The following is a 21,945-nucleotide window of genomic DNA, read 5'->3' on the forward strand; positions in this document are numbered from 1 at the left end:
ATAAGAACATACCTTCTTTTTGGGCAGCGCAACTATAAACCATATACCGAAAATGATATACCGAAAACCGAAACCACATGGGAACGAACATACTGGAAGAGCGAATGCTTGAGGATACGCTGGGCGCGTTTCGAAATGATAGCGACGGTGGTATTTCTCAGGCGCAGGGCGTTATGCTGATCGACGGTTGGCTACAGGCGTTAGAGGGCGACCCAAACCTGGACCAGATTAAAGGGCAACTCAATGAGTTACGTGATGAATTGCAGGCCCCACAGCCCGATCATCGGCATGTGCGGGAGTTGATGCTAAGTTTAGCCGACAAAACACAGGAAATAGCCGAAGAACCAGTTTCGGAAGGAGTCTGGACAGGCGGTTTAGAAAGCCTATCGAAAATTCTACGGAGTTTTGGTGGGAAATTATAGCCAATTCACCTATATTCGATTACAAGCAAATGGCTCTTGTAACTGAGTACGACAAGTAAATTCACTACATTATGGAAGAAGCTCAAACAACTCTCGAACACCGAATGCTAACCGATACGCTGGGCGCGTTCGGAGATGGTAATGCAGTAGCCATTTCGCCTGAGCAGGGAATTTTGCTGCTTGAGGGCTGGATGAATGCACTGCGGGGAGATATTGGCGCTGAGCGAATTCTGGCCGAAGTAGAAGCCCTGCGCGATCATCTGAAGTCAGGAGAATTTGACGAAAGCACCATCCGAAATCTGTTATTAAGTCTGGCCAGTCATACATCGGCTCTGTCGCACGAGCCAAGAGTCGATCAGGCAACGGCCCGTCAGTTGAGTCTGCTAGTGACTGCTTTACGCAACTTTAGCCACCAGTTCTGATATGCTATCACACGAAGAATCAACCAATCTGCTCGATTCCACAATGGAGGTTCTGAGCCCGGATTCTACTGCGGCTATACCGCAAAGTGGAACAGGTGTTATTAGCGACTGGTTGGCGCAACTTCGTCAGACGGATAATGCTACGGAGTTGACCAATGTTCTTGAACAGGTAAAAACCGAATTGGAAAGCGATCAGGTAAATACCGGCGAGTTAGCCCAATTGCTCAATCAACTGGCTACGCTGACGCTTGAATTCAGCACCCGGATGGGGTCGGAGGGCGATATTGCTCCTCGTTTAGAAGGTCTGGCATCGGCCCTGCGCGAACTGGCCGGACAGTTAGGGCATCAATAAACGTTTATGGTTTATGGTTGCTCGGCCCATTTAGGTTCTCAACAGGCGAAGCAACCATAAACCGAATAGCTTTCTCTCACTTCCGCTGATTCCAGTAGATCAGTACATTCAGTGTAGCACGGCCCGAAGCAATAATGTCGAGGTCGCCATCGCCGTCGAGGTCGGCAGCTTGTAGGTCTTCGCAGGCCATACGAACGCTATCGTCCAAAGAATAACCGGTCACTTTATCGTTTTCACCAGGTTTAAACAATCGAATACCCACTTTCCCTTCAGCATTAGGATTGCGCCAGCCAGCCACGATCTGATCGGTCCCCGCTCCCAGAAAATCGCCACAAACCAGCGCATGGCCCTGGCTAAACATATCGGTGAGCACATCAACTTCCTTTTCTGTGAGTTTCTTCGATTTTTTGAACGAATAATTGCCGCTCTCGACCTGTAGCAGATTGCCATGCATGGGCTGAATGGTGGCAATGGCTTTTCCGCCGTTGAGCCGTCGGATTTCACCAATGCCTTCAATGCCGTTGTTGAGGAGGGGCAGCGAATTGCTGGCTGCTTCCTTATCGTAAGAGCGCCACTTCTTTTTAGTCCATTGAAAAATGTTTCCGCCTTCTTTGCTGGCAACAATAATGCCTGTTGCCGACCCGTTGTCGCCATCTTCCCAAATCTCAAAATTGTGGGTGAGGTGCATGGTTGAGTCGATCAGATACCGCTTCCAGGTAGATCGTGGGTCGTTTGGGAAGGCATAGCCCCAGATGCGCACGCCGTGCCCTTCCCCATTTTTATTGCCATATCCATGTAGCGGAACTACAATGAGCTGGTAGTTATCTTTCCCGGTTTTTGCCCAGCGCATCCGGTGCGTGGTCACTTCATGCGGTAAACGAATGGCTTCCCAGTGCTGCGTTGGGTCTTGTGGGCGCATCAGATAAAAAACGGCTCCCGATTTTGTGCTGTCGCTGGTTTCGGCCGGGTTCCATCCGGCACCTACAGCTACCTCTACCCGACCATCGCCGTCCAGATCACGGGCGGCAATGCAAACGTTGTCCTGAGGTGTCAGATTGGCAGCCATCACATAGCGTTTCCAGGAACTGGTTTTATCGCCCGGATTCCGATACCAGACAAATTCTTTCTGATCGGCCAGTAATATGTCGGGCTTTCCGTCGCCATCAACATCGCCAATGGCTAAACCATAACCAATACTGATTTGATTATCAACGACCTGAATCTTGAAATTGGGTGCGTTCGTTTGGGCCGATGCGGCCAGAGCGCAGGCCAGGCAAAGACCCGAAAGCCAGAAGGCAGGAACGATTTTCATGCGTTTGTCTGATGAATAATCTGATACGTTAAAACTACGGTTTTGTATGACCGGGCTTGTCTAAAAAGCTGTATTGTCGTTTTCGATCCTAATCAACCCATTGGATGGCTATTGGCAATGCTGATTCCTTCGCCCAGTTGCATGACCCGGTAGGGTGTTCCGTACTGGTCGCAGGCTCGGACAAAATCGGCCGGGTCGGCTGTATTGAACTCGAACAGATCGTAGTGATGGGGAATAACAAGTCGGGCATCAATATCGCGGCCTAGCCGGGCGGCTTCGTCAGGGTTGAGGTTTCCGGCCACACGTCGTTCGGGTTTGTTGCCATTGATGGGCAGGAAGGCAACATCGAGGTTGAACGGGTTTAGCAGATCGGCCATGCCATCGTACCAGAGTGTGTCGCCAGAATGATAAACGCGGTAAGGGCCTAGTTCGACTACAAAGCCCATGAATTTACAGCGTCCTTCGGCATCGCGTTCGAGTTCGTTGTGCGCTGCCGGAACCCCGTGGAAAATGAAGTCCCCCACTGCAACCGTTTGTTTATCGGTTAGGCCAATAGGCCAGTTGGCTGGTGTTTTAAGCCGATCGGCTATAAATGCCCGATTTGCTTCGGGAATAACAAACTGTAGTGTAGGGCTAGCGTCAATCAGTGGTAGCAGCGTATCTGCATCAAGGTGGTCAGTATGGTTATGACTGGACGTAACAACATCGACCATCGTCAGTTTTTCCGGCTCAATTACCTGTTCTGCAATCCGAACATGGGGCTTGTCGGTGTTGGCGTATTTCCGACTCAATGAGTCAGACAAATAGGGGTCGAACAACAAATGCTGATTGTTGTATTGAAGCAAAAAACCACTCTGCCCCAGCCACCAGATGTGGAGGTGGTCGGCCTGAAATCGGGCATTTTCAATGTCGGCTAGTAAGGCTTCGTCTTTCCGGAAAGCAGGTTTGAGCATAAAGTAACGAACTGGCTTTATGTATGGAAACCGAATAGGCTGGCGTTTATACTCGTTGGCTAACTGTATAACTAGGTTGCTTATCGTTCAGAAACATTAAGGCCAACAACTACAGAGATGTTGGACATTAGATGCTGTATAGCAGGCTTTGGGCATACGATTCAATAGCCAGTGTCTAATGGCCAGCATCCAGCATTTTTACTCCAGTCGTACCCACATCGACCCGGTCATGGCTTCGCCCGGATTCAGAATCGTTAGTCCTTCGCCATTATTGAACGAATCGACATTGGCAGTAAGCGGTTCAATGGCAACACTATCGCGCCGGGTTGGGGTATAGCAGACCAGATAATTCAGTTTGCCTTCACCCGTTTCCTGTCCAATTATCAACTTCACTCCGGCGTGATCTGAGTTGAGCACCGTTTCGGCATAGCTGATTCCGTTGGGAGTGGTACCCGTTGGTTCGATTATAAAGGGTGTATCCAACTGGCGCTCCCGCAGGCTGAATGTTTCGGCTCGGCTGTCGGGTAGACGCCCGTTTGGGATCATGTCGCCATCCAGCACAATGGCTTTTCGGGCCGGTAAGCTCAGCGTCAGTTCATCAACTGGTTCGCTGTTGAACGTAAAATAGGGATGCCAGCCAAAGGAAACAGGACAGCGGGTTGTTCCGGTGTTAAGGGCTGAATAGCTGATGCGCAAGGCACACAGCCGATCGGCCTCAGGATTACTACCGAGCGTTAGCCAATCGGCGCGCGTTAGTTCATAGGTAACTGTTAGCGCAAACGGAAACGGATAACCAGTTGCATCGCCAGGGTAGTCGTAACGGATTGTCAGGCTGGCATGGTTGGGCGTTGTTTCCTGATTGATAACCGTAAACACCTGCCCATGAACAAAGCCATGAATCGCATTATTACGGCTGACCTCGTTCATTTTTAGCGCATACTGTTGCCCTTCAAAGGCATAAATTCCGTGCCGAATACGACTCGGGAAAGGAAACAGCAACGCGCTGGCATACGATTCGTCGGCCAGTAAGGCCTGTGGCGATTCGGGGGCTTTTAATAGCGCAAATAACTGCCCTTGCCGACGAAGTACCAGTCGGCGGAGGATACCGCCAAACTCTGGAATAACAGCGGCAAATTCTCCCGTACCGGTATATTGTAAGATATACTCGGTCAGTGGCTTCCGGTCAGACGGAAGCGGTAACGGGCCGAAGGGCTGGGTTGTAATTGTGAATGACATAGAGTGGTGGCTGATTATACGGTAAGTATCGCTGATGAGTTTTTGTTTAAAAAGGTAGTTAAAGATATTGGCTTTCCTGCTGAAATAAAACCAGGTAACATATAATTAATAAGTGTTTATCAATAGCTTCTAGATAGGCTTTTAGGGGGGCAGTAGTTTTTTATTTAAAGATAGAGTTGTAAATAACAAATAAGTTATGCTATTTCGTGTCACAGAGACACAATCTGGATTTTCCCATTAAAATTATTCTGAAATACGTCGTAAGCGGTGATTTATTTATCGTAGTATGAGTTATTATTCTGATCAACCTCATCTGCTGGTTGCTATAGACTGTATTATTTTGGGCTTCGATGGGCAGGAAATAAAACTGTTGCTCGTGAAGCGCAATTTTGAACCCGAGTTGGGGAAATGGTCGCTTATGGGTGGGTTTGTTCGGGAAAATGAAGATCTTGATGTTAGCGCAAGTCGAATTCTGTATGAGTTAACCGGTCTTACGAATGTATATGTAGAACAGCTTCAGGTTTTTGGCAAAGTAGGTCGCGATCCGGCCGAACGTACTGTATCGGTTGTTTATTTTGCCCTCATCAATATTGCCGATCATGATACCGAAGCGGTTCGGAGCCACAATGCTTTCTGGATAAGTTTAAGCCAGAAGCCCGACCTGATTTTTGACCACAACGAAATGGTTGGTCTGGCGCTCGACCGGCTGCGCTATAAAGCTGCCCTGCATCCATTGGGTTTTGAGTTATTGCCCGAAAAATTCACGATACCGCAATTGCAGAAACTATACGAAGCCATCTATACAATACCGCTCGATCGGCGTAATTTCAGCCGGAAGCTGCTATCGACAGGATTACTGCTCGAAACCGGTGAGAAAGATCAGAATTCAACCACAAAAAAGGCCGTATTATACCGCCTGAATCAGGATAAGTATCAGAGTAAATTTCATGCTTTCTGGAATTTTGTACCCGATAGTATGCTAGGCTAACACCTTGTCAGAAGGGTATAGCAGAGGCTATTTGTCGTTCCTAAATTGTGTCTAAAACACACGTTACTTAACCAATGAACAATCAGTATGTTATCGGCGTGGATTTCGGTACCGACTCGGTTCGGGCGCTAATCGTTAATGCGCACACAGGCGAAGCCGTTGGAACCCATGTTCACGAGTATGTGCGCTGGAAGAAAGGGCTGTATTGCGATCCGGCTACGTCGCAGTTTCGTCAACATCCGCTCGATTATCTCGAAGGGCTCGCCGAGTCGATCAAAGGCGCGTTGAACAGCGCACCAGCCGGGGTTCGGCAGCAAGTGGTCGGTATCTCGATCGACACCACCGGATCGACACCGGGGCCCGTCGATGAAACGGGGCTTCCGCTGGCTCTGCGTCCCGATTTTGCCGAAAACCCCAACGGGATGTTTATTCTCTGGAAAGACCACACAGCCAATGCCGAAGCCGAAGAAATCAACACACTGGCGCATCATTGGGATACCGACTACACTAAATATGTTGGGGGAATTTATTCGTCGGAGTGGTTTTGGGCCAAAATGTTACGGACGCTTCGTGTCGATGAAGCTGTTCGGCAGCACGCCTTTTCGTGGGTCGAACACTGCGACTGGGTATCGGCTGTACTGACCGGCAATACCAATCCGCTGACATTATGTCGGTCGCGTTGTGCTGCGGGGCATAAAGCCTTGTGGCATAGTGAGTTCGATGGGTTGCCTTCCGACGAATTTCTGACCCGGCTCGATCCGCTCCTGCGAGGAATGCGCGACCGGCTCTTCCTGGATACCTACACATCGGACCAGCCAATGGGAAACCTATCGGCCGAATGGGCCGAAAAACTCGGCTTATCGACTAATGTGGTGGTTGGTGTAGGCGCTTTCGATGCGCATATGGGGGCTATTGGGGCCGAAATCGAACCCTATGCTATGGTGCGCATCATTGGCACGTCGACCTGCGACATTCTGATGGCACCCAATGAAGAGATCGGGCACCGACTGATTCGGGGCATTTGCGGTCAGGTCGATGGCTCAGTTGTGCCCGATATGCTGGGGCTGGAAGCGGGCCAGTCGGCGTTTGGCGATGTGTATGCCTGGTTTGCGCGGCTCATAACCAGTCCGGTACGCGAACTGCTTGGCGACGAAGCGGCCGATACACTGAGCCGTCGGTTAATTCCGCATTTGTCGGAGCAGGCGGCTCAGTTGCCAGTTATCGAAAGCGATATCATTGCCCTCGACTGGATCAACGGTCGGCGTACGCCCGACGCCAATCATACGCTGAAAGGCGCTATTGCCGGATTGAATCTGGGCACCGATGCGCCCCGAATTTTCAAGGCGCTGGTCGAAGCAACGGCGTTCGGTTCACGCAGCATTGTCGACCGGTTTATCGAAGAGGGTGTTCCCATCAGGAAAGTCATCGCCATTGGCGGAGTGGCCAAAAAATCGCCGTTTGTGATGCAGACCCTGGCCGATGTGCTCAATAAACCAATCCAGGTGGCGAGTTCCGATCAGGCATGTGCGCTTGGCGCGGCCATGTGTGCGGCTGTGGCGGCTGGAGTTCACTCAACTATGGAAGCCGCTCAACGGGCAATGGGATCGGGTTTCGATGCCGAATATCACCCCCGGCCAGCACAGGTTGCTGTCTACGAGAAGCTTTATAAGAACTACCTGAATCTGGGCGCGTTTGTAGAAGGGCGTTAAACTCCACCTGGAAAACCTAAAAGGTCTTTGAGACCTTTTAGGTTTGGTCAACCAATCACCAATCACTAGTTCATGACAATTGATACAATGTTGAATCTGAAACAGTTTGACGTCTGGTTTGTAACGGGAAGCCAGCATTTATACGGCGAAGAAACGCTGAAACAAGTCGATGCGCATTCGCAGATTATCGCCAATTTTTTCGATCAGGCTCCGCAAATACCAGTGCGGGTTGTGTTCAAGCCCGTTGTGAAAACGCCCGACGAAATTTATAAAATCTGTCAGGAGGCAAATGTAGCGCCCAACTGCGTTGGCATTATTACCTGGATGCACACGTTTTCGCCCGCCAAAATGTGGATTCGGGGCCTGTCGGTACTGAAAAAGCCCTTGCTGCACCTGCATACGCAATTCAACCGTGACATTCCGTGGGCGGAGATCGATATGGATTTCATGAATCTCAACCAGTCGGCGCATGGCGATCGGGAGTTTGGGTTCATTATGTCGCGGATGCGATTGAACCGCAAAATCGTAGTGGGTTTCTGGCAGGAAAGCGCCGTTCTGAGCAAGATTGCCGCCTGGGCACGCGTTGCGGTTGGTGCCTATGAACTGAAAACGATGAAAGTGGTTCGTTTTGGCGATAACATGCGGCAGGTAGCCGTAACGGATGGCGACAAAGTGGCGGCCGAAATGACGTTTGGCGTGTCGGTCAACACCCACGGCATTGGCGATCTGGTGGCGGTTATCAACCAAATTGCCGATGCTGAAGTCGATCAGCTAGTGGCCGAATATGCCGATAGTTATACGCTGATGGCTTCGCTGCAAAAAGGTGGAGCGCAACATACATCCCTGCGCGATGCGGCTAAAATTGAGCTTGGCTTACGGGCGTTTTTGCAGGATGGTGGCTTTACGGCCTATACCGATACGTTCGAGGATTTGCACGGCATGACGCAACTGCCCGGTATTGCATCGCAGCGACTGATGGCTAGTGGTTACGGTTTCGGTGGCGAAGGCGACTGGAAAACGTCGGCAATGGTACGAACGCTGAAAGTGATGGCAGCCGGTCTGGAAGGTGGTAACTCGTTCATGGAAGATTATACCTACCACTTTGATCCAACGAATGCGCTGGTTCTGGGGTCGCATATGCTCGAAATCTGCCCGTCGATAGCGGCTGATAAGCCATCCTGCGAAATTCACCCGCTGGGCATTGGAGGCAAAGCCGATCCGGTTCGGCTGGTATTTAACGCTCCGGCCGGACCTGCCATTAATGTATCGCTGATCGACATGGGCAATCGGTTCCGATTGCTGGTCAACGAAGTAGAAGCGGTCGAGGTGACCGAAGCATTGCCTAAACTTCCGGTTGCTCGTGCGCTGTGGAAACCATACCCCGATATGCAGACAGGCTGTGCGGCCTGGATTCTGGCGGGAGGTGCTCACCATACCGTATACAGCCAGAACCTGACTACCGAACACATCGAAGATTTCGCTGATATGTTCAATGTGGAACTGGTGGTGATCGATAAAAATACCAACCTGCGTCAGTTGAAAAATGAGCTTCGCTGGAGCGAGGCTGCCTATAGATAGAATGATTGAATGATGGAGTGATGGAATGGACCGACGTGTGCATTGTTCAATCACTCCATCATTGACTAAAGCCAATGATATAACGATGAAAAAGCTATTCCTAACCCCTGCTTTACTGGCCTTAAGCCTGATTGCTTCGGCACAGAACAAGGCCACCATTAATGCCGATGAGGGCAAGTACGTAATCAGTAAACACATCTACGGGCATTTTGCCGAACATCTGGGCCGTTGTATTTACGATGGGTTTTATGTGGGCGAAAACAACGCCAAAATTCCGAACAAAAATGGGGTTCGGCTGGACGTGGTCGCTGCGTTGAAAAAAATGAAAATTCCTAATCTGCGGTGGCCGGGCGGCTGTTTTGCCGATACGTATCACTGGAAAGATGGTATTGGTCCGAAAGCCAAACGCCCGAAAATCGTAAATACGTGGTGGGGTGGCGTAACGGAAGATAACAGCTTCGGTACACACGATTTTCTGAACATGTGCGAACTGCTGGGAACAGAGCCCTATCTGGCCGGGAACGTAGGTAGCGGTACGGTTCAGGAACTGTCGGATTGGGTTCAGTACGTGAATTTCGAGAAAGATAGCCCAATGTCGAGTCTTCGTCAGCAGAACGGACGGGCGCAGCCCTGGAACGTGCGCTATTGGGGGGTAGCTAACGAAGCCTGGGGATGCGGTGGGAACATGAAGCCCGATTACTATGCCGACGTTTATCGGCGCTACAGCACCTTCATGAACACACGTGTGGGGAATGGTCGTATTTTTCGGATTGCGTCGGGAGCCAGCGACAATGATTACAACTGGACCGAAACACTCATGAAAAACATTCCGGCCAACCTGATGGAAGGGCTGGCTATGCACCATTATTCGGTGCTGTCGTGGGGCGATGGTAAGAAAGGCTCGGCTACGGAGTTTACGGATCAGGAATATTTCAAAACCATGCAGCAGGCGTTGCTCATGGATGAATTGATCGAGAAACATTCGGCGATCATGGACAAATATGACCCGGAGAAGAAAATTGCCCTGATTGTCGATGAGTGGGGGGGCTGGTATAACGTTGAACCGGGCACCAATCCAGGTTTTCTGTATCAGCAAAACACCATGCGCGATGCCGTGCTGGCCGGTGCCACGCTCAATATTTTTCACAAGCATTGCGAACGTGTACGGATGGCTAATCTGGCGCAGGCCATCAATGTGTTGCAGGCCGTTATTCTGACCAAAGGCGATAAAATGCTGCTGACACCCACATACCACGTTCTGGAAATGTATAACGTACACCAGGATGCAACGATGTTGCCCGTATCGGTAAAATCCGACGATTTTACGCTGGGTAGTGAAAAGCTGCCCGCCGTATCGGTGTCGGCCTCCCGCGATAAAGCCGGGAAAGTGCATGTGTCGCTGGTCAATATCGATCCTGCGAAACCGCAGGAAATCTCGGTCGACCTGAAAGGACTGAAAGCGTCGGCCATAACGGGCCGTATCCTGACATCGGCCAATGTGCATGACCACAACACCTTTGAGAATCTGAACAAGGTGAAACCTGTTGCCTTCAACGGTGCCAAAGTCAATGGCAATACCCTAACTGTCAGCCTGCCGCCCGTGTCGGTGGTAGTGTTGGAATTATAATGATTGAATGATTGAATTGCTGAATGATTGAATCAAAATGTATGAGCATCATTCAACAATTCAATCATTCAACAATTCAATCATTTGAAAAATGTATACCTCCTTAAAAGAAGAATGTTACGAGGCTAATATGCAGCTTCCGAAGCTGGGACTGGTATTATTTACATTTGGGAATGTGAGCGCGGTCGACCGCGACAAAGGCGTGTTTGCCATCAAGCCCAGTGGCGTTCCCTACGAAAAATTGCAACCCAGCGATATTGTTATCTGCGACTACGACGCAAAGGTGGTAGAAGGCACCATGCGCCCTTCGTCTGATACGAAAACCCATGCATTGCTCTACAAAACCTGGGATTCGATTGGCGGTATTTCACATACGCATAGCACCTACGCCGTAGCCTGGGCGCAGGCCGGGCTGGACATTCCGATTTTTGGTACCACCCATGCCGACCATACCCATCGGGATATTCCGTGTGCTCCGGCCTTGACCGATGAGATGATTGAAGGTGACTACGAGCACGAAACAGGCAACCAGATTTTTAACTGTTTTGCCGATAAAAACCTGAACTACGCCGAAATGGAAATGGTGCTGTTGCAGAATCACGGCCCATTTACATGGGGCAAAACCGCCGAAAAAGCGGTCTATAACTCGGCTGTGCTGGAAGAACTCGCCAAAATGGCTTATCTGACCCTTCAGATCAACCCGAATACACCACGCATTAAAGACACTCTCCGACTGAAGCATTATGAGCGTAAGCATGGCAAAAACGCCTACTACGGTCAGGGCTGCTAATCGTTTATTTTCCTAAACCAAAACCTGCATGAAACTCGGACTCGAAACGGTAGACTACATTATTTTTCTGGTCTACTTCGTAATTGTTGCGTCGTATGGCTACTGGGTCTACAAACATAAAGGCAAACTTGCCGCCGATCGCAACGGCGACGCGGTTAAGGACTTCTTTCTGGCCGAAGGGTCGCTGACCTGGTGGGCCATAGGAGCTTCCATTATTGCGTCGAATATTTCGGCGGAACAGTTTATCGGTATGAGTGGTCAGGCCTTCCAGTTAGGGCTGGCTATTTCGGTTTATGAACTCGTGGGTGGGTTGTCGCTGGTGATCATCGCTATTTATTTTCTGCCGATGTACATCAAAAACAAGATTTACACCATGCCACAGTTTTTGCAGATGCGCTACGATAAGCGACTGGCAACCATTATGGCCGTGTTCTGGCTATTTTTATACATCCTCGTCAACCTGACGTCTATCATTTATCTGGGTGCGTTAAGTCTCGAAAAAATGACGGGACTGGCCTTTATGCCCTGCGCTATTTTTCTGACGGTTTTTGCCGTTTTCATCACGCTGGGCGGTATGAAAGTGATTGGCTATACCGATGTGATTCAGGTAGTTTGTCTGGTTGTAGGGGGGCTGGCGACAACCTATCTGGCCCTAAGCCTGCTATCCGACAAAGTTGGAACAGGAGCTGGTGTTTTTGAAGGCTTAAGCCTCATTAAGCAGAAGGCCGATAGCCACATGCACATGATTTTCCAGAAAGGCGAATATTTTGTACACGACGGTCGGGGTGGCAAAATTGATGCCTATAATCAGTTGCCGGGACTGATGATGTTTATTATTGGCGGGCAGTGGATCGTTAATTTTAACTACTTCGGTTGCAACCAGTACATGATTCAGCGGGCCCTGGGTGCTGATCTGAACACCGCCCGCAATGGCGTATTGTTTGCGGCTTTTCTGAAACTAATGATGCCGTTCATTGTGGTGCTGCCGGGACTGGCGGCCTATGTCCTGTTTCAGGAAAATGCCGATGCCGCCATTGTGCAGGGAATCACCGACGGTAGTGTTGTAAAACCTGATAACGCGTATCCTGTATTGCTGAATATTCTGCCGGTTGGCCTGAAAGGGTTATCGTTTGCGGCACTGACAGCGGCTATTGTAGCATCGCTGGCCGGAAAAGCCAACAGTATTTCCACGATTTATATGCTCGACATTCACCAGAAATTTATCAATCCAACCATTAGCGAAAAGCAGACGGTTTGGCTGGGTCGGGTGGCTATTATCGTTTCGTTTGTCATTGCGCTGGCTATTAGTCCATTTCTGAAAAACTTTGGGCAGGGTTTCGAATACATTCAGGAATATACGGGTTTCATCTCGCCCGGTATTCTGTGCATTTTTCTGCTTGGTATGTTCTGGAAAAAAGCAACAACCAATGGGGCGCTGGCGGCTGCGCTGTTGAGCATCCCGCTTTCGGCATTCCTGAAATTCAATGCGCCGAGTGTGCCATTCCTGAATCGGATGGGGATGGTGTTCTGGGCCTGTGTGCTGGTTCAGGTAACAATCAGCCTCATCGAATCCCATAATAAGGAAAATCCTAAAGCGTTTATAGTCCGGTCGAACTGGTTCGAAGTATCCCGGCCGTTTGTGGTCGGAACGGCGGCCGTAGTGGGCCTGGTACTGCTGATCTTTACGGTCTTTTATTGATACTGAATAGCCCCGGATTAGTATGATGGTTATGGTTGAGACTGATTCCAATCATCGCCATCATACTAATCCGGGTGCTATTTTTTAATTCGGCACAAACAACACTGCATCGGCGACTACAATTCCGTCGGCATCTTTGGTCGATACATCAACATAGCTTTTCTTTCCTGGCGTCAGGTTGTAGGTACCCAGCGAAACCCATTCGCCTGAGGTTTGGCCTTCGACCCGAATATCGGACTCCCGAATCGTAATGGGCTTGGTTTGATTGCCATCCGACACCGTCAGGTTGGTTTTTGACGAGGCTCCGCTCAGTTTAGGGAAATAAATGTATACCTGGTATTTACCGGCTTTCTTAACGGCCGGACTGAATCGTACGGTTTTCTCGCCACCCGTGGCCGATGTTGTCAGATAACTTGGGCCATAAGCCCCTTTCGGGTTGTTGTCACGCGTCCAGTCGCCGGTATGTGTCACCTGCGCGTTATCGTCATTATCCACCAGAATGTCGGGGGTGCTACCATCGGCGAGTGGGTTGGTTTTGAGCTGACTTTGCAGTTTCTGAACGTCGATGGCCTGAACGGAGGTTTTGCTGTCGATAGCCATACTGGCCGCTACTGCCGACGATTGGGCCAGCACCATAAAAACAGGTTCCATCCGTATGGAACCGTAGGCAATATGGCTGGCCGACAGACAGACCGGAACCAGCAGGTTTGTACATTCCGTTGCTTTCGGAATCAGGCAGCGATAGGAGATCGGATAGGGCGGAAAACCCCCTACCTGCACATCGCCCTCGTTCTTAACCATTTTAACGCCGTTCTTGTCGACTACCAACCGCTGGCAGTTGTGTGAGTCCATCGTGTAGGCCGCCATGCCAACACCATCTTTCACTACTTCGCGGCCCTGGCAGTTGGCTTGTGTCATCACATAATCGCCAATCATGCGCCGGGCTTCACGCACGTACATCTGCGTCGACCAGTTGCCCGAATCGGTGTATTCGTCTTTGGGATACCCAAACTTCAGCATTTCGGTCTGAATGTCTTTCCGCATTCGTGGGTCGTGGCCAATAAAGTACAATAGTCCCTTGTTGTAAAGCTCATGTTCGCGCTGAATGGCCGCCCGACGGTCGTAACTGGCTTCGGGGAAGTCGTAGTTCATACCGATCATATCGGTCGAAAACGGGCCATTGTTGTTAATATCCGTTTTCTGGTTTGGCATCCGGTCTGGTTTCAGAATGGTGTTGAACGCCAGCTTAGGGTTTTTATCAATAGCGCGGAGCAACAGTTCATATCGCGTTGAATCATAACCTTCGGGGCGACTTATGGGAATCATATTAGCCGGATCGCTACTCAGGCAGATTCGGAAATTATAAGCCTGAACCTGTTTGTTGCCCGTGCCAGTAGGGAGTACGTCGGCCGTGCTTATGCCCCATAACAAACCGCTTTCGGGTTTGCCGGGTATTTTGTATGGATCGACACCATCGGCAAACTGATGTTTATCGAGCAGTTGAAAACCGTTATAGGTTTCGCCGTAGGTTTTATTGTCTTCGCGGCCAACGGTGTAGCTCACGCCCGCTTTTGCCATCAGATCGCCCTCATATGTACAGTCCAGAAACATTTTGGCATTGATCACGCGGGGCTGGCCATTCTGGGCCGACGATTCTACCGTGATGCTCTGGATGGAGCCATTCTGTTTTTTGACCGACGCCAGTCTGTACGCATACAGCACGTTGACATTTGCCCGTTTGACATAGTCTTTAAACAGATCTTCGGCAACGTGCGGTTCAAAAATCCATTGCTCGAATTTACCATAGTGCTTACCAATGCGTCGGTAATAGTCGCGGGAAATGCCCGAAATCGCGTATTTGTTACCAATATCAGTATAACCGAGCCCTCCTGTCGTTAGCCCACCCAAATGGCGGCCTGGTTCGATCAGAAGGACTGACTTTCCCATTTTTTTAGCCGTATAAGCAGCAATAACCCCCGCCGACGAGCCACCGTAAACGCAGATGTCGACTGTAATGGGTGCCGTTTGAGCCAATAAAAAAGGGGAACTGAAAATACAAAATGCCAGTAGACTAAGCAGCTTTTTCATGTAAGACAGGATAAATTAGGGCGCTACTAATTGCTGAAGGTAAGTCGGATAATTCTGCCCGTTGCCATCGCCCAGCGTAATGCTGTCGCCAAAGCAGACGATGCGATTTTTGAGTAGCTGATTCTGAACCAGAAAGGTGTAAACAGCTACGGCAATTACCCGGTAGCCATCGGGGGTGGGATGGATGCCGTCGGTTTTATTACTGTTGGCTTCATTCTTGATCAGGCTACTGGATTCCAGACTAATATTACCCACTTTTTCGAAAATATGGTGCAGATCCAGAAACGGAAACTTGTTGTCGGCAGCGACTTTCCGGATAGTTTCGTTCACCTTCGCCTTACGGGCATAATGACCTTCGGGTTCGTAGAACTTTGGGTCATGCCGGGTAATCAGATACGGCTCATAAGCGGGCAGAATGTTCATGAGCATAACCTGACTACGCGCTGCTACAAGCTTTGCGCAGAGTGTTCGAAGATTTCGTTCGTAGTCGGGCAGGGGCACATGATTGCGGGTGTTCATATCGTTGGTGCCAATCATCAGAATTGTCAGATCTGGTTTTTGCGCCAGACAATCCTTGTCGATTCGGTTCAGCAGATTAACCGTATTGTTGCCCCCAACACCAGCATTGATCACCACCGGCGTTTGGTCGGGAACCGGTTGGGAGTCTGTGCCCAACGAAAAGTGCGATATGAGTGGCGTTGCGACCAGCGTACTCTGTAGAAAAGTTCGACGTTGCATAGGAGAAGATGGTTTATGGTTGCTCTGCTCATTTTGATCGTGAACAGGCGGAGCAACCATAAACCATTTAGTACCCCGGATTTTGGGTGAGTTGTGGATTGACGTCGCGTTCGGTTTGGGGAATCGGGAACAGGTAGTGATGCTCGTCGACTAAAATACTCGGATTCTGGGCTTTCATGGCGCTGATCAGTTTTTTGGTGCGCGACAGATCATACCAGCGATGTCCTTCGAAAGCTAGCTCCAGCCGCCGTTCGAGCAGTAAGCTATCGCGGAACTGTTCCTGACTTAGGCCGGGTGTCAGGTTTGGCAGGCCAGCCCGATTCCGAATTTTATTGACCATAGCATAAGCATCTGCATTATTGGCCGCCTGTTCGTTTAGGGCTTCGGCATACATCAGCAGCACATCGGGGTACCGAATGATGGGGTAGTTGTTACCGCCATCGCCATTAGCCGTTGCACTCGGGTCGAGGTATTTGTGGACGTAACACGGGAACAGGACACTGGCTGGCGCTGCGGGCGTAGTCGTTGTCGAATACAGTTTTAGCGTAACGTCCCGGCGTTTATCGTCGGCCCGGTAGGTTGTGTATAGATTTTCGGTTGGGGGATCGTCACCGAATCCAGACACCCCGTTGACCCGGTCGAAATTGGGCCGCATGTAGCCCTGCATCCAGCTACCTTCGTTATACCCTCCGCTCAAGGCCTGCATTTCGAAGACGGCCTCCTTGCCGTTTTTATTGGCAATCAGAAAGGCATCGGCAAAGTTACTCCACAGGTCATAAACGCCCAGGTCGATCACTTCTTTGGCTTTAGCCGATGCTTTCGGCCAATCCTGGCGAGTCAGGTACACTTTAGCCAGAAAGGCTTTAGCGGCTCCCTGGGTAGCCCGCCCCTTATCGCCCGCCGAATAGGTGACCGGCAATACGTTTTCGGCTTCGGTAAAGTCCTGAACAATCAGTGCATACACTTCATCGATCGATGCCCGCGATACGTTCAGGTTGCTAAGTGAGGTTGTTTCCTGCGTAATTAAAGGCACACCGCCAAACAGCCGCACCAGCGTGAAGTAATAAAATCCCCGCATAAACTTGGCTTCGGCTATAAACCGGGCTTTCAGGGCATCGTCCATTGCAATGGCTGGCACGCGGGCAATAACCGTATTGGCCCGGTTGATACCGGCATATACCGTTGACCAGAGCGACTGAAACGTGTTCGTTGCTGGAGTGAAGGTGTATTTGTCGAGGTCGTTTTTGGGCTGGTTAGCCGTCGACCGGCCATTGCCCCATTCGGCATCATCGGTAGCCTGATCCTGCAAAATCCACATCACCTGTCCATACATATTCGCGTTGTTCAGCGGATCATACACCGCACTGACGGCCGCTTTGGCATCGTCGGCGTTTTTATAAAAATTCGTCGGCGTAAAATTCGATTCGGGCTTCTGGTCCAGCACTTCGCAGGAGGCCATTGCCATCAGAAGCGGGAGAAGGAATAGTATCTTTTTCATGAGTATAAGTTGGGTCATGGAGGCTAACGTCACACATGACTGATTAAAAACCTACATTAAGTCCGAACAAAATGGTTTTGGCGGCCGGGTAGCTGGCATAGTCGAAACCCTGGCTGCGGCTGTCCTGACCAAATCGGTTCACCTCCGGGTCATAGCCCGAATAGCTTGTCCAGGTCAGGTAGTTCTGCGCCGTTGCATATACCCGCAACGACTGGATTTTGAGACTTTTGAGAACCGTTGCCGGGAAGTTGTAGGCAAGTTGCACATTCTTCAGCCGCAGGTACGAACCATCTTCAATCTGGCGGGTCGAGATTCGGTTGGCCGGCCGTGTAGTCGATGCACGCGGAATATCGGTATTCGTATTCGTTGGTGTCCACCGGTTCAGCATGTCGCGGTCCTGGTTGTTGGTACCGTTGAGGTATTCAAGTTCAAACCGGTTGGCATTCAGGATATTGTTTCCGTAAACGCCTTGAAGGAAAGCCGTCAGCTCGAAGCCTTTGTAAGAGAACGTATTGCTGATACCCCCAATGAACTTAGGCTGTGCCCGACCAATGATAGTACGGTCGTTATCGTCGATTTTTTTGTCGCCGTTCAGATCAAGGTATTTGCGGTCGCCTGGTTTGCGGGCTTGCGGATCACTGAGGGCCGCCAGTTCGTCCGTACTCTGGTAAAGACCGTCGGTGACGTAGCCGAAGAAAGAACCCAGCGGTTCGCCCACGCGAATAATCCCCGAATTGAGATTCTGACCAATGTTGGCCACATTACCCGCAAAAAGCTGCGGAGCGCCACCAATGTCCAGCACTTTATTGCGGTTGAGAGCGAAGTTTAGGTCGGTACTCCATTTGAAGGCTCCATCGATATTGCGTGACGATATGCTCAGTTCAAGTCCTTTGTTCTGGACCTTGCCCAGATTTTTAATAGCGCTCGAATAGCCCGATGTGCTCGGAATCGTTACGTTCAGCAGCAAATCTTTGGTCCGTTTCAGATACACATCGGCAGTCAGGGTGATGCGGTTGTTGAGAAAACCAACGTCGATACCCATATCGGCCTGCGTGGTGGTTTCCCACGACAGATCCGGGTTGGCGATTTGGTTAGGCCCTAAACCCGTCGATACGGCATTACCGAAAACGTAGTTCTGGGTTCCCAGCAGCGAATAGGCCGGGTAGTTGCCAATCCCATCCTGATTACCCGTCGAACCATAGGTTGCCCGAAATTTGAGGTCGTTAATAATTCGGTTGTTTTTCAGGAAGTTTTCTTCCGAAATGCGCCAGGCCACAGCCGCCGATGGGAAATAACCGTAGCGCTTGTTCGCACCGAAACGCGACGACCCGTCGGAACGGAACGAAGCCGTAAGCAGATACTTGTCTTTGTAGCCGTAATTGATCCGGGCCAGATACGATTGCAGTCCCCAGGTGCCAATAGCCGATCCTGGCGTCAGGGGCACAGACGCCGATCCCAGGTTGCCAGATCCCAGATTGTCGTTCACGAAATTACGGGCCGACGCCGTGGTAGTTTCAGTGCGGCTGGCCTGTTGTGTATACCCCAGCAACGCCGTTACGTTATGCACACTGTTGAATGTTTTGGTATAGGTCAGCAGGTTTTCGTTCAGCCAGGTAATGGCTTGCGAATTATAGATCGAAGCCGATCCGCCCTGTGCCAGTCCGCTCGATACGGAGCGGGGCAGATAGGCATCCTGTTTTTGCAGGATGCCATCGATACCGAGCGAAACGCGCAGGCTCAGCCCGTCGATGATCTGATAGTCGCCAAAAACGTTACCGAAAATGCGATAGGCCGTATTACGGTTTTTGCTGTCGCGGGCCAATGCTACGGGGTTGTCGGCCGTAAAATTCAGGGCGGGGCTCGTAATCAGATAGGTGCCATCGGGGTTCCGGACGGGCAGAATAGGAGGGAATTGCAGGGCTGCCATCGTAACAAGGCCTGCGCTGCCCAGGTCGCCATCAGTGCGCGACTGGTTGGTAAGTGTTCGGCTAACGGTCAGGCTATTGCCGACTTTAATCTTGTTGGTCAGTTTGCGATCCAGGTTGATTCGGAACGAATAGCGATCGAAGTCGGAGTTGACCACAATGCCGTTCTGCTTGAAATAGCCGCCCGAAATGGCATACTGCGTACGCTCATCACCGCCACTCATCGATAACTGGTAATTAGCCATTGGCGCCTGCCGGAAAATCTCGTCCTGCCAGTCGGTTCCCTGCCCAAAGGCGTCGACCTGCGCCTGCGAATAAATGGGAGGGCGGCCTTCGTTTGTATTGGCATCGTTTACAAACTGCGCATATTCGCTGGCGTTCAACACCGGGTATTTTCGTCGAACATTCTGAATACCATAGTAGGTTTCGAAATTGACCGTCGATTTGCCTGCCTTACCGCGTTTAGTGGTAATGATGACGACGCCATTCGCCCCGCGCGACCCATAAATGGCGGTCGACGAGGCATCTTTCAGAACAGACATAGATTCAATATCGCTCGGGTTCAATGTGCTGAGCACGTTGAAGTTTGATCCGCTACCGGCGCCGTCATTTTTAAACGGAATTCCATCGATCACATACAGCGGTTCGTTATCGCCCTGAATCGAGTTGCCACCCCGAATCCGAATGCTGGTGGTGCCGCCGGGCGCGCCTGAGTTCTGCGTGATCTGTACCCCGGCCGCCCGGCCCTGCAACGCCTGATCGAGCGACGTGACGGCTACTTTCCGGATTTCCTCAACCGGCACCGAGGCCACCGCACCGGTCAGGTCCGTTTTTTTCACCTGCCCATAGCCAACCACAACTACCTCGTTCAGCGATTTGGTGTCGGGCTGCAATTGAATATCAATCGTAGATCGGTTCCGAACGGGCTGCTCCTGGCTTAAATAGCCCACAAAACTGAAAACCAGTGTTACATTTTCAGATGGTACGCTAAGCTGATAACGACCCTGAACATCGGTGGTCGTTCCTTTGGTTGATCCTTTAATAACTACGCTAACGCCGGGCAAGCCTTCGCCGGTTTCGCTCGTTACCCGCCCGCTGACCCGAATGTCTACCGGAACGATTTCGGTAAGCTGGGTAGGTTGTAAGGGGGCAATTCCGGCTGGTGGGGTAGTGTTGACCGTTGCCGTTGTGGGTAATTCGGATTGAGTATTGGACGTTTTTCCTGCGTTTTTTGATGGGAGAATCAGGTAAGCTCCCGAACGCATTTTCTTAAACCGTAGGCCCGAAGGTTTCAGTAACGTATTCAGATTGCTTTCCAGTTTTGCATTTAAATTGAGCGATTCGGCCGGGCTCGAATGGCGGGCTACTACCGATTCTTCAAATAAAATGTCGACACCGTAGTGGTCTTTTAGCAGGAGTAAGGTTTGCCTGAGGGTTTGGTTTGCGGTATTGAGGGTCGTTTTGCCCTGGCGTTCCATACTGGTTTGCTGGGAGACTCGGACAAACGCCACTGGCTGAGCTACGGAATTACCGTAGCCTACGCTAAGCAGACAACTGGTTACCAGCGCAATGGGTATTGATTTGCTCATTGAGTAAGTTGGGTTTCGGAAGTAGTTGAAAAAATAAGATTTGAATCGCGATGACTGATTTTCAGCCCAAGGAGTTCGGCCAGTGCTTCGGCCAGTTCGTCGGACGAGCCCGCGCGGATGGTGCCCGTGAGCGTTCGCTGAGCCAGTGCCGGGTCGGCTAGTTGTACCGTTACCCCAAAAACTTTCTGAATCTGTGACGCAACGTCGCGTAAGGGAGTGGCATTGAAACTAAACAAACGATAACGCCAGTTGGCAAAACGGGTTGTGTCAGAATGGTCCTGCAAATGCAGCGAACCACGGCTGTCGAGCGTAACGCGGTCGCCCGGCTTCATGAGCAGATTCTGGGCCGGTTTGTCGCTGGCTGCATAATGTAGGTTGACCTTGCCCCGTTTTAGTACTACTTCGGTCCGCTCGGCCCGGCTTCGTACCGAAAATTCAGTGCCCAGTACTTCAACCGTCAGGCCATCGGTTGCCTGCACCAGAAACGGTTGGTCGTCGGACAAGTGCTTTACATCGAAAACTGCATCGCCCGTTAATGAAACCCGACGCGACAGCCAGCCGTAGCCTATACGCGGTATTCGTATGGTCGAATTGCTGTTTAAGGCTACTGTAGAACCATCAGGTAGTTTTAGCGACCGTAATTGTCGGGGCCCAGTGGCTATCGTAGAATAAAACAAGGTGTCCCGAAGCAGCCATCCGCCAGCCAGTAAGGACAGCGTAACGGTAGCCGCTACCAGCCATCGACCCGGATGCCAGAATGAACGGGATTCTTCGGTTAGAGAGCGTATCGATAATGGCTGAACGGTATTGGGCGAGTCGAGCCGTTGCCGAAACTGACCGAGGTAGTGAGCGGTGTCAGGGGCGTACTGTGGAAATGTACGTTCCCATTCATCGAGCCATTGAAAATACGTTTCCCGGTTTTCGGGATTAGCCAGCCATTCGCCAATGGCTTTTTGCTGCACCGACGTTGCCTGTCCGGCAAAGTAGGTAAATACTAATTCTTTAGGAGGTTCCATGAG

The 21,945-nt window shown here is 50.7% G+C and carries 17 protein-coding genes; 9 read left to right on the plus strand and 8 right to left on the minus strand.

The features are described 5' to 3' along the window. Window positions 1–77: 77 nt before the first annotated feature. The 3 genes from WBJ53_RS06335 (at window position 78) to WBJ53_RS06345 (ending at window position 1,196) form a co-directional block, all read left to right on the plus strand. Window positions 78–422, plus strand: coding sequence for a hypothetical protein (locus WBJ53_RS06335; RefSeq protein ID WP_338875225.1), 345 nt, complete (start codon window positions 78–80; stop codon window positions 420–422). Between the two features lie 71 nt (window positions 423–493). Continuing rightward, window positions 494–844 (plus strand): hypothetical protein, encoded by a 351-nt coding sequence (locus WBJ53_RS06340; protein WP_338875226.1) that lies wholly within the window; start codon window positions 494–496, stop codon window positions 842–844. A gap of 1 nt (window position 845) precedes the next feature. Next, a complete protein-coding gene (locus tag WBJ53_RS06345; RefSeq protein WP_338875227.1) occupies window positions 846–1,196 on the plus strand; it encodes a hypothetical protein in 351 nt (116 codons plus the stop codon). 76 nt (window positions 1,197–1,272) lie between these two features. On the opposite strand, the gene WBJ53_RS06350 is transcribed toward WBJ53_RS06345, so the two are convergent. The 3 genes from WBJ53_RS06350 to WBJ53_RS06360 all read right to left on the minus strand — a co-directional run bounded on the left by WBJ53_RS06350 (window position 1,273) and on the right by WBJ53_RS06360 (window position 4,697). Next, window positions 1,273–2,508 (minus strand): VCBS repeat-containing protein, encoded by a 1,236-nt coding sequence (locus tag WBJ53_RS06350; RefSeq protein WP_338875228.1) that lies wholly within the window; start codon window positions 2,506–2,508, stop codon window positions 1,273–1,275. A 92-nt stretch (window positions 2,509–2,600) separates the two neighbouring features. Beyond that, window positions 2,601–3,461: an MBL fold metallo-hydrolase gene (locus tag WBJ53_RS06355; RefSeq protein WP_338875229.1), complete on the minus strand. Its 861-nt coding sequence runs from the start codon at window positions 3,459–3,461 to the stop codon at window positions 2,601–2,603. A gap of 198 nt (window positions 3,462–3,659) precedes the next feature. Further along, window positions 3,660–4,697, minus strand: coding sequence for an aldose 1-epimerase (locus tag WBJ53_RS06360; RefSeq protein ID WP_338875231.1), 1,038 nt, complete (start codon window positions 4,695–4,697; stop codon window positions 3,660–3,662). A gap of 286 nt (window positions 4,698–4,983) precedes the next feature. On the opposite strand from WBJ53_RS06360, the gene WBJ53_RS06365 reads away from it, so the two are divergent. The 6 genes from WBJ53_RS06365 (at window position 4,984) to WBJ53_RS06390 (ending at window position 13,088) form a co-directional block, all read left to right on the plus strand. Further along, window positions 4,984–5,685, plus strand: coding sequence for an NUDIX domain-containing protein (locus tag WBJ53_RS06365; protein ID WP_338875232.1), 702 nt, complete (start codon window positions 4,984–4,986; stop codon window positions 5,683–5,685). Between the two features lie 74 nt (window positions 5,686–5,759). Next, the gene (locus WBJ53_RS06370; RefSeq protein WP_338875233.1) at window positions 5,760–7,394 is read left to right on the plus strand and encodes a ribulokinase; all 1,635 of its coding nucleotides are present in this window, start codon (window positions 5,760–5,762) and stop codon (window positions 7,392–7,394) included. An 87-nt stretch (window positions 7,395–7,481) separates the two neighbouring features. Then, window positions 7,482–8,972 carry an L-arabinose isomerase gene (gene araA / locus WBJ53_RS06375; RefSeq protein ID WP_338877159.1) on the plus strand — a complete coding sequence of 497 codons (1,491 nt, stop codon included), beginning with the start codon at window positions 7,482–7,484 and terminating at the stop codon, window positions 8,970–8,972. Between the two features lie 85 nt (window positions 8,973–9,057). Next, window positions 9,058–10,599, plus strand: coding sequence for an alpha-L-arabinofuranosidase C-terminal domain-containing protein (locus WBJ53_RS06380; protein ID WP_338875234.1), 1,542 nt, complete (start codon window positions 9,058–9,060; stop codon window positions 10,597–10,599). A 91-nt stretch (window positions 10,600–10,690) separates the two neighbouring features. Further along, entirely contained in the window at window positions 10,691–11,389 is a 699-nt protein-coding gene (locus WBJ53_RS06385; protein ID WP_338875235.1) for an L-ribulose-5-phosphate 4-epimerase, read from the plus strand. A gap of 28 nt (window positions 11,390–11,417) precedes the next feature. After that, window positions 11,418–13,088, plus strand: coding sequence for a sodium/sugar symporter (locus WBJ53_RS06390; protein WP_338875236.1), 1,671 nt, complete (start codon window positions 11,418–11,420; stop codon window positions 13,086–13,088). An 84-nt stretch (window positions 13,089–13,172) separates the two neighbouring features. Here WBJ53_RS06390 and WBJ53_RS06395 read toward each other — a convergent pair whose 3' ends face one another. The 5 genes from WBJ53_RS06395 to WBJ53_RS06415 form a co-directional block, all read right to left on the minus strand. Beyond that, complete coding sequence (locus WBJ53_RS06395; RefSeq protein ID WP_338875237.1) at window positions 13,173–15,176, minus strand: FAD-dependent oxidoreductase; 2,004 nt, start codon at window positions 15,174–15,176, stop codon at window positions 13,173–13,175. A gap of 15 nt (window positions 15,177–15,191) precedes the next feature. Next, on the minus strand, window positions 15,192–15,914 hold the full coding sequence (locus WBJ53_RS06400; RefSeq protein ID WP_338875238.1) for an SGNH/GDSL hydrolase family protein: 723 nt from the start codon (window positions 15,912–15,914) through the stop codon (window positions 15,192–15,194). A gap of 67 nt (window positions 15,915–15,981) precedes the next feature. Further along, on the minus strand, window positions 15,982–17,412 hold the full coding sequence (locus tag WBJ53_RS06405; protein ID WP_338875239.1) for a RagB/SusD family nutrient uptake outer membrane protein: 1,431 nt from the start codon (window positions 17,410–17,412) through the stop codon (window positions 15,982–15,984). A 43-nt stretch (window positions 17,413–17,455) separates the two neighbouring features. Then, window positions 17,456–20,926: a TonB-dependent receptor gene (locus WBJ53_RS06410; protein ID WP_338875240.1), complete on the minus strand. Its 3,471-nt coding sequence runs from the start codon at window positions 20,924–20,926 to the stop codon at window positions 17,456–17,458. After that, window positions 20,923–21,942 carry a FecR domain-containing protein gene (locus WBJ53_RS06415; protein WP_338875241.1) on the minus strand — a complete coding sequence of 340 codons (1,020 nt, stop codon included), beginning with the start codon at window positions 21,940–21,942 and terminating at the stop codon, window positions 20,923–20,925. Before WBJ53_RS06415 ends, WBJ53_RS06410 begins: the two co-directional genes overlap by 4 nt. Window positions 21,943–21,945 lie beyond the last annotated feature (3 nt).

Source organism: Spirosoma sp. SC4-14 (genome assembly GCF_037201965.1).
In the GTDB taxonomy this organism is placed as follows: Bacteria; Bacteroidota; Bacteroidia; order Cytophagales; family Spirosomataceae; genus Spirosoma.

Excerpts from the sequence above, each read along its gene's own strand:
- WBJ53_RS06385 (WP_338875235.1), top strand. The coding sequence starts at position 10,691 with ATGTATACCTCCTTAAAAGAAGAATGTTACGAGGCTAATATGCAGCTT.
- WBJ53_RS06350 (WP_338875228.1), bottom strand. The coding sequence starts at position 2,508 with ATGAAAATCGTTCCTGCCTTCTGGCTTTCGGGTCTTTGCCTGGCCTGC.
- WBJ53_RS06380 (WP_338875234.1), top strand. The coding sequence starts at position 9,058 with ATGAAAAAGCTATTCCTAACCCCTGCTTTACTGGCCTTAAGCCTGATT.
- WBJ53_RS06415 (WP_338875241.1), bottom strand. The coding sequence starts at position 21,942 with ATGGAACCTCCTAAAGAATTAGTATTTACCTACTTTGCCGGACAGGCA.
- araA (WP_338877159.1), top strand. The coding sequence starts at position 7,482 with ATGTTGAATCTGAAACAGTTTGACGTCTGGTTTGTAACGGGAAGCCAG.
- WBJ53_RS06360 (WP_338875231.1), bottom strand. The coding sequence starts at position 4,697 with ATGTCATTCACAATTACAACCCAGCCCTTCGGCCCGTTACCGCTTCCG.
- WBJ53_RS06390 (WP_338875236.1), top strand. The coding sequence starts at position 11,418 with ATGAAACTCGGACTCGAAACGGTAGACTACATTATTTTTCTGGTCTAC.
- WBJ53_RS06395 (WP_338875237.1), bottom strand. The coding sequence starts at position 15,176 with ATGAAAAAGCTGCTTAGTCTACTGGCATTTTGTATTTTCAGTTCCCCT.
- WBJ53_RS06345 (WP_338875227.1), top strand. The coding sequence starts at position 846 with ATGCTATCACACGAAGAATCAACCAATCTGCTCGATTCCACAATGGAG.
- WBJ53_RS06410 (WP_338875240.1), bottom strand. The coding sequence starts at position 20,926 with ATGAGCAAATCAATACCCATTGCGCTGGTAACCAGTTGTCTGCTTAGC.
- WBJ53_RS06400 (WP_338875238.1), bottom strand. The coding sequence starts at position 15,914 with ATGCAACGTCGAACTTTTCTACAGAGTACGCTGGTCGCAACGCCACTC.
- WBJ53_RS06340 (WP_338875226.1), top strand. The coding sequence starts at position 494 with ATGGAAGAAGCTCAAACAACTCTCGAACACCGAATGCTAACCGATACG.
- WBJ53_RS06365 (WP_338875232.1), top strand. The coding sequence starts at position 4,984 with ATGAGTTATTATTCTGATCAACCTCATCTGCTGGTTGCTATAGACTGT.
- WBJ53_RS06335 (WP_338875225.1), top strand. The coding sequence starts at position 78 with ATGGGAACGAACATACTGGAAGAGCGAATGCTTGAGGATACGCTGGGC.
- WBJ53_RS06355 (WP_338875229.1), bottom strand. The coding sequence starts at position 3,461 with ATGCTCAAACCTGCTTTCCGGAAAGACGAAGCCTTACTAGCCGACATT.
- WBJ53_RS06370 (WP_338875233.1), top strand. The coding sequence starts at position 5,760 with ATGAACAATCAGTATGTTATCGGCGTGGATTTCGGTACCGACTCGGTT.
- WBJ53_RS06405 (WP_338875239.1), bottom strand. The coding sequence starts at position 17,412 with ATGAAAAAGATACTATTCCTTCTCCCGCTTCTGATGGCAATGGCCTCC.